The 6900-nt window shown below is 72.5% G+C and carries 5 protein-coding genes; 1 reads left to right on the top strand and 4 read right to left on the bottom strand.

All coding sequences use genetic code 11. The features are described 5' to 3' along the window. Positions 1–186 precede the first annotated feature (186 nt). The 4 genes from ADK36_RS44520 to ADK36_RS44505 all read right to left on the bottom strand — a co-directional run bounded on the left by ADK36_RS44520 (position 187) and on the right by ADK36_RS44505 (position 5746). Positions 187–3027 carry a DEAD/DEAH box helicase gene (locus ADK36_RS44520; RefSeq protein WP_048586632.1) on the bottom strand — a complete coding sequence of 947 codons (2841 nt, stop codon included), beginning with the start codon at positions 3025–3027 and terminating at the stop codon, positions 187–189. Positions 3028–3137: 110 nt separating this feature from the next. Further along, the gene (locus tag ADK36_RS44515; RefSeq protein WP_048586631.1) at positions 3138–3719 is read right to left on the bottom strand and encodes a hypothetical protein; all 582 of its coding nucleotides are present in this window, start codon (positions 3717–3719) and stop codon (positions 3138–3140) included. Next, positions 3716–4867, bottom strand: coding sequence for an ROK family glucokinase (locus ADK36_RS44510; RefSeq protein WP_053201638.1), 1152 nt, complete (start codon positions 4865–4867; stop codon positions 3716–3718). Before ADK36_RS44510 ends, ADK36_RS44515 begins: the two co-directional genes overlap by 4 nt. 141 nt (positions 4868–5008) lie before the next feature. After that, positions 5009–5746: a GntR family transcriptional regulator gene (locus ADK36_RS44505; protein ID WP_199830377.1), complete on the bottom strand. Its 738-nt coding sequence runs from the start codon at positions 5744–5746 to the stop codon at positions 5009–5011. A gap of 129 nt (positions 5747–5875) precedes the next feature. Here ADK36_RS44505 and ADK36_RS44500 point away from each other — a divergent pair, with 129 nt between their 5' ends. Further along, the gene (locus tag ADK36_RS44500) at positions 5876–6898 is read left to right on the top strand and encodes a Gfo/Idh/MocA family protein (protein WP_048586628.1); all 1023 of its coding nucleotides are present in this window, start codon (positions 5876–5878) and stop codon (positions 6896–6898) included. Positions 6899–6900 lie beyond the last annotated feature (2 nt).

The raw sequence follows: 6900 nt of genomic DNA, 5'->3' as shown, positions 1-6900 counted from the left end.
ACTCGCCCTTCCCGCTGGGCTCAGCTCCCCCACTCGACTCGCCCCACCCGCTCGACTCGGCTCCCCCGCTCAACTCCCCCTGCCGCCTCACCTCGTCCGTCCCAGGAGTGCCGGCCGTCCGAGGCTCTTCGGCGCCCCTCTCTTCCGCCTCCCCATCCACCGCGCTCCCCCACTCCGCCGCCCCCGTCATGACTCCCCCCGCAGCGACACGAGGTCGGACAGTTCGCGGTTCGTCAGTTCCGTGAGGGCCGATTCGCCGGAGCCGAGGATCGCGTCGGCCAGGGCTCGCTTGGACTCCAGCATCTCCGCGATGCGGTCCTCGACCGTGCCTTCGGTGATGAGGCGGTGGACCTGGACGGGCTGGGTCTGGCCGATGCGGTAGGCGCGGTCGGTCGCCTGTTCCTCCACGGCCGGGTTCCACCAGCGGTCGAAGTGGACGACATGGCCCGCGCGGGTCAGGTTCAGGCCGGTGCCCGCCGCCTTCAGGGAGAGGACGAGGACCGGGGTCGCGCCGCTCTGGAAGCGGTCCACCATGCGTTCGCGCTCCGGAACCGGCGTGCCGCCGTGGAGCAGGTCCACCGGGACCGCCCGCCGCGCGAGGTGGGCGGTGATCAGGCGGGCCATTCCCACGTACTGCGTGAAGACCAACGCCGAGCCGTCCTCGGCCAGCAGGGTGTCCAGCAGTTCGTCCAGCAGCGTCAGTTTGCCGGAGCGGACGGCCAGTCGCTCGGTCGCCGCCGCTGTCTCCTCCTTCAGGTACAGCGCCGGGTGGTCGCAGATCTGCTTCAGGGAGGTGAGGAGCTTCAGGACCAGCCCGCGGCGCGCCATGCCCTCCGCCGTCTCGATGGCGTACAGCGACTCGCGCACCACCGCCTCGTAGAGTGCGGCCTGTTCGCGGGAGAGCGGGACGGGGTGGTCCGTCTCCGTCTTGGGTGGCAGTTCCGGGACGATGCCGGGGTCGGACTTCTTGCGGCGCAGGAGGAAGGGGCGGACCAGGCGGGCCAGCCGGTCGACCGCCTCCTCGTCCTCGCCGTTCTCCACCGCGCGCGCGTGCCGGGCGCGGAACGACTTCAGGGGACCGAGCAGCCCCGGTGTCGTCCAGTCGAGCAGGGCCCAGAGTTCGGAGAGGTTGTTCTCGACCGGTGTGCCGGTCAGCGCCACACGCGCGGGCGTCGGGATCGTGCGCAGGGCCTTCGCCGTCGCGGAGTACGGGTTCTTGACGTGCTGTGCCTCGTCCGCGACGACCATGCCCCAGGTGTGCTGGGCCAGCGTCGGTGCCGTCGACCGCATCGTGCCGTAGGTCGTGAGGACGAAGCCGCCGTCCACGTCCTCCAAAGTGCGGTCCGGGCCGTGGAAGCGGCGGACGGGGACACCGGGCGCGAAACGGGTGATCTCCCGCTGCCAGTTGCCCAGCAGGGACGCCGGGCAGACCACCAGGGTCGGGGCCGTCCTGGCGCGCTTCAGATGCAGGGCGATGACCGTGATCGTCTTGCCGAGGCCCATGTCGTCGGCCAGGCAGCCGCCGAGCCCCAGGGACGTCATGAGGTCCAGCCAGGCCAGGCCCCGGAGTTGGTAGTCCCGCAACGTCGCCCGCAGTCCCGGCGGCGGCTCGGCCGGGCGTACCCCCACCGTGAGGCGGTCCCGCAGGGCGGCCAGGGCGCCGACCGGTACCGCCTCGACCGTCTCGCCGTCGACCTCCGCACTGCCGGTGAGGGCGACGGACAGTGCGTCGACCGGGTCGAGCAGGCCCAGTTCGCGCTTGCGGGCCTTGCGGACGAGGGCCGGGTCGACCAGCACCCAGCGATCCCGCAGCCGGACGACCGGGCGGTGCGCCTCGGCGAGCGCGTCCATCTCGCCCTCGGTGAGCGGGTCGCCGCCGATCGCCAACTGCCAGCGGAACTGGAGCAGTTCCTCGCTCTCGAAGAAGCCGGTGCCGTCGGTCGCCGAGCCCGGCGCGGGTCGTACGACCGCGGCCGCGCTCAGGTCCTGCGCCAGGTCCCGGGGCCAGTGCACCGCCACTCCGGCGGCCGCGAGCCGGGTCGCCGCCACGCCCAGCAGGTCGCCCAACTCCTCGTCGGACAGGGCCAGTACGTCGGGCACCTCCTGCTCGGACAGCCGGTCGAGCGGACCCCACACCCGGGCCGCGCGCCGCACCGCCAGCGCCGCGTCCACCCGCGCGCGTGGTCCGAAGGCCGCGTCCGCCTCGCCCGACCACAGGGCCGCCGCGTCGGCCACCAGGGTGGGGTCGGCGAGGCTGTGCACCTGGACGATCGCCGCGCCCGCGCTGCGCGCGCCGACAGCGTCGTCGTCGAAGAGGTCGTACGCCGACAGGTCGAGACGGAGCGAGATCCTTACGCCCGCGTCCATGCCGGCGGCGACCTCGGCCGCCCAGTCGTGGGCGGCCGGCAGGCGCTGGGCCTCGCGCGCGGCGAAGGGCTTCCCCGAGGCGTACGGTGCGGCGGGGGTGCGGGGCAGGGTGTCCGCGACCGCGTCCAGGAAGGACCGCATCAGCGCCTCGGGCTCGGGCAGCCGCAGCGGGCCCGGGCCGGACAAGGGGACCGCATGGCCTTCGTAGGGCAGGGCGGCGGAGATCCCCCGCAGGTGTGCGATGTCGTCCGGGTCGAGCGGGCCGGCCCGCCAGGCGTCGTGGCCGGTCGGTGTCAGGCCGGGCAGCAGCCGACCGCGCGCCGTGAGCCGCAGCGCGTGCAGCGCGGCCGCGCCCCAGCAAGCGGTGGCGGGGTGGGCGGCGGGGTCGCGTCGCGCCCGCACGAGCAGCGGCAGCGCCTCGTCGAGCGGCAATGACAGCGCGGGGGTGGTCCGGCGGCGGACGCCCGCGCCATGGCGCCGTACGACAGTGAGCTCGGTGTCCTCGGCGGGCAGCGGGCCGCCTTCCGGGTCCCAGAAGGCCATCCGCCCCTCACGCGGGAGGGAGGCGGGCAGGAAGACGGCAGCGAGCCGGACGGGGACGGTCCCCCTCATCCGCTCAGCCACCGCGCTGCCGCCGCTGTGCGCGGCCCTGTCACCCATACGTCCTGTCACCTCCCGCCCATGAGTCGGATCAACCGTCTTCGACTCTACGGGCGGGGTCTGACAATCGGCCCCGGCGACCGTCGTGGGCCGGAGGTCTCACACCGTGGTCAGGGGACCGTGCGCGAGACGACGTACACGAACGGATTGGCCGGGTCGGACATGTTTATGACGACATCCTGCGTGGGCGCCGGGTTCTTCTGCTTGTGGACGAAGCCGTACCACGGGCCGGGGCCGCTGAAGTCCCAGCCGGTGATCTTCTGGTCGCGGGCGCTGATGGTGATGGCGTCCCGCTTCAGCTCGTCCCGGCTGACGCCCATGGTCTCGAAGAACCAGTCCAGGCTCGCGTCGGCCGTCTGGAACTGGACGTAGAGGCGGCTGGTCTTCCAGTTGTTCGTCTCGTAGTACGCGACCTTGTACGACGGATCCGGGACGGGGATCTGGTAGAGGCGCCGCTGCACCCTCGACGGCCAGCCCTCGGTGAGGCCGGTCGCCGAGTACTTCTCCTCCTTGTCCTTGCCGCTGTCGCGGCTCTGGTTGGCGGAGATCACCAGATAGCCGGCAGGGACGCCGATGAGCAGCACGATGATGAGCAGGGTGAGCGCCCTGCGGCGGATCATGTGGCGGCGGTCCTCGGCCGGCTGCTGCGGCTCGTCCGGGGAGTCGGCCTGGCGGGGTACGGACACGGTCACGCCGACCCCTGCGACGACGACCGGCGGGCCTCGGCGAACCGCGCGTAGCGCTCGTAGCGCTCCACCCGGCGCCGGTTGGCGCGCCGGAAGCGGCGGGCGACCAGGCGGGCCAGGTCGGCGGCGCCGACCATGCCGGCCTCGGGGCCGAGCTGGGCGCGGGTGATGCGGGCCTCCGGGCGGTAGCCGCGGCCGGTGAGGTGGCGCTTGAAGGCGTCCCGCGCGGGGCCGATCAGCAGGTCGTCGGCGGCCGACACGCCGCCGCCGATCACGAAGCAGGACGGGTCCAGGGCGGCCGCGAGGTTGGCGATGCCGACGCCGAGCCACTGGCCGATGTCCTGGAGCAGCTCGATGCACATCGCGTCGCCGTCGCGGGCCAGCTCGGTGATCATCGGGCCGGTGATGTCGCCGATGTTGCCCTTGACGTGCTCGATGATCCCGTACGCCACCGGCGAGTCGGCGGCGGCCAGCTCGCGCGCCTCCCTGACCAGCGCGTTGCCGGAGCTGTACTGCTCCCAGCAGCCGCGGTTGCCGCACGGGCAGCGGTGACCGCCGGGCACGACCTGCATATGGCCGAACTCGCCGGCGACGCCGTACTTGCCGCGCTTGACCTGCCCGTCCTCTAGGATCGCGCCGCCGATGCCGGTGCCCAGCGTGATCATGACGAGGTGGTCCTCGCCGCGGCCGGCGCCGAAGCGCCACTCGGCCCAGGCGGCGGAGTTGGCGTCGTTGTCGACCAGGACGGGCACGGCGAGCCGGCCCGCGAGGCGGTCCCTGAGGGGCTCGTTGCGCCAGGACAGGTGGGGCGCGAACAGGACCCGGTTGCGGTCGGCGTCGACCCAGCCGGCCGCGCCGATGCCGACGGCGTGCACGTCGTGCCGGTCGGACAGGTCCAGGACCAGCTCGACGATCGTGTCCTCGACGACCTTCGGGCTCTTGGACTTGTCCGGGGTCTCCGTGCGGAGCCTCTCCAGGATGTTGCCGTCGGCGTCTACGACGCCCGCCATCACCTTCGTGCCGCCGATGTCGATCCCGACGGTCGGCACCCGGGGCGCGGTCAGGTGCGAGCGGCGCTCCCGGGGTCCCACGGTGCGGAGCACGGGGGCTCGCCGGGAGCCGATCGGGGCGGTGAAGTCGCGGTAGGTGCTCATCAGGCCCGATTCTGCCGCACGCTCACGCGGGGTGCCGAACGGGGCGGCCGAGGGGGACACGGGTCACAGCTAATTGTCCGGACATTACGACCAGTGCGGCGTCCCGGCCGTCCCCCGCTCAGATCCGTGCGGCAGCGGCGCTCATGGCCGTACGAGCAGCTGGAACTCGAAGGAGTACCGGCTCGGACGGTAGGTGTGGGTGCCGTACTCGACTGCTCGGCCCGTGTCGTCGAAGGTGACGCGCTGCATGGTGAGCAGGGGGGCACCCTCCTCCTCGGCGAGCCGCTCCGCCTCGGCGACGGTGGCGCCGCGCGCTCCGATGGTCTGCCGGGCGCTGTGCAGGGTGATCCCGGCGGCCCGCATCAGCCGGTAGAGGCCGGTGGCCTCCAGCTGCGCCGTGTCCAGGTCGATCAGCGCGGGCGGCAGGAAGTTGCACAGGTACGCCATCGGCTCACCGTGGGCGAGGCGCAGCCGCTCGATGCGGTGTACGTCGCTGTCCTCGGCCACCCCGAGCGCGGCGGCGACCTCGGCGGACGCCGGGACGACGGTGTTGACGATCACCTTGGTCGCCGGGCGCTGGCCGGCCGACTCCAGGTCGTCGTAGAGGCTGCTGAGCTCCAGCGGGCGCTTGACCTGGCTGTGCACGACCTGCGTCCCGACACCGCGGCGGCGCACCAGCAGGCCCTTGTCGACCAGCGACTGGATGGCCTGGCGGACGGTCGGCCGGGACAGGCCGAGGCGTGCGGCGAGTTCGATCTCGTTGCCCAGCAGGCTGCCGGGGGTGAGCGCTCCGTGCTCGATCGCGGCCTCGAGCTGCTGGGACAGCTGGAAGTACAAAGGCACCGGACTGCTCCGGTCCACACTGAGCTCGAGTTCCACGGTCGGGTCCACTTCTGGTTTCGGCACGGGCCGAGCGTAGCTCTACACGTTGTTGACGGGAAGTCGTGTAGTTCGATTGTCCGGACATTTACATTGACAGGGTACGCACTGAACCCGCACTTTGTTTCCATGCGCATCGGGGTCATCGGTACGGGCCGCATCGGCACGATTCACGCCAACACGCTCAGCCGGCACCGCGACGTCGGGTCACTGATCCTCACGGACGCGGACGTCGCGCGGGCCCAGGAGCTGGCACACCGGCTGGGGGAGACAGCCGCGCCGGGGGTGGACGAGATCTTCCGGTGGGGCGTGGACGCGGTGGTGATCACGACGGCGACGTCGGCCCACGCCGAACTGATCGGTCGGGCAGCACGTTCGGGGCTGCCGGTCTTCTGCGAGAAGCCCATCGCGCTCGATCTGCCGGGCACGTTGCACGCGATCGGGGAGGTGGAGACGGCCGGGACGATTCTTCAGATGGGCTTCCAGCGCCGCTTCGACGCCGGGTACGTGGGCGCGCGCGAGGCGGTACGGTCCGGACGGCTCGGGCGCCTGCACACCGTGCGGGCGCTGACCAGTGACCAGTCGCCGCCGTCGGCCGCGTGGCTGCCGCTGTCCGGCGGGCTGTACCGGGACACGCTGATCCACGACTTCGACGTGCTGCGCTGGGTGACCGGGCACGAGATCGTCGACGTGTACGCGGCCGGGTCGGACGCCGGGCCCGTGATGTTCCGTGAGGCGGGCGACGTCGACACGGCTGCGGTGGTGCTCACACTGGACGACGGCACACTCGCCACGGCCACGGCGACCCGGCTGAACGGCGCCGGGTACGACGCGCGCATGGAGCTGGCCGGGGAGTCGGACCAGATCGTCGTCGGTCTGGACGACCGGACGCCGATCGCATCCACCGAGCCGACCGGGCCGCCCGCGGCGGACAAACCGTGGTCCGGGTTCCTGGAGCGGTTCGGACCGGCGTACGAGGCGGAGCTGAACGCGTTCGTGGAGGTGGTGCGCGGGGAGCGGGCCAATCCCTGCGACGGGCGGGAGGCCCTGCAGGCGCTGCGGGTCGCCGAGGCGTGCGAACGGTCGCGGCGGGAGCGAAGACCGGTCGCGCTCGCGGAGATTCCGGGCGGGTTTCCCACCGCGGCGCTGTGAGG

Origin of the sequence: Streptomyces viridochromogenes (genome assembly GCF_001270495.1) — a bacterium.
GTDB classification, from domain to species: domain Bacteria; phylum Actinomycetota; class Actinomycetes; order Streptomycetales; family Streptomycetaceae; genus Streptomyces; species Streptomyces viridochromogenes_A.
Note: the sequence above shows the minus strand (reverse complement) of the source record. Positions and strands in the feature narration are given on the sequence as shown.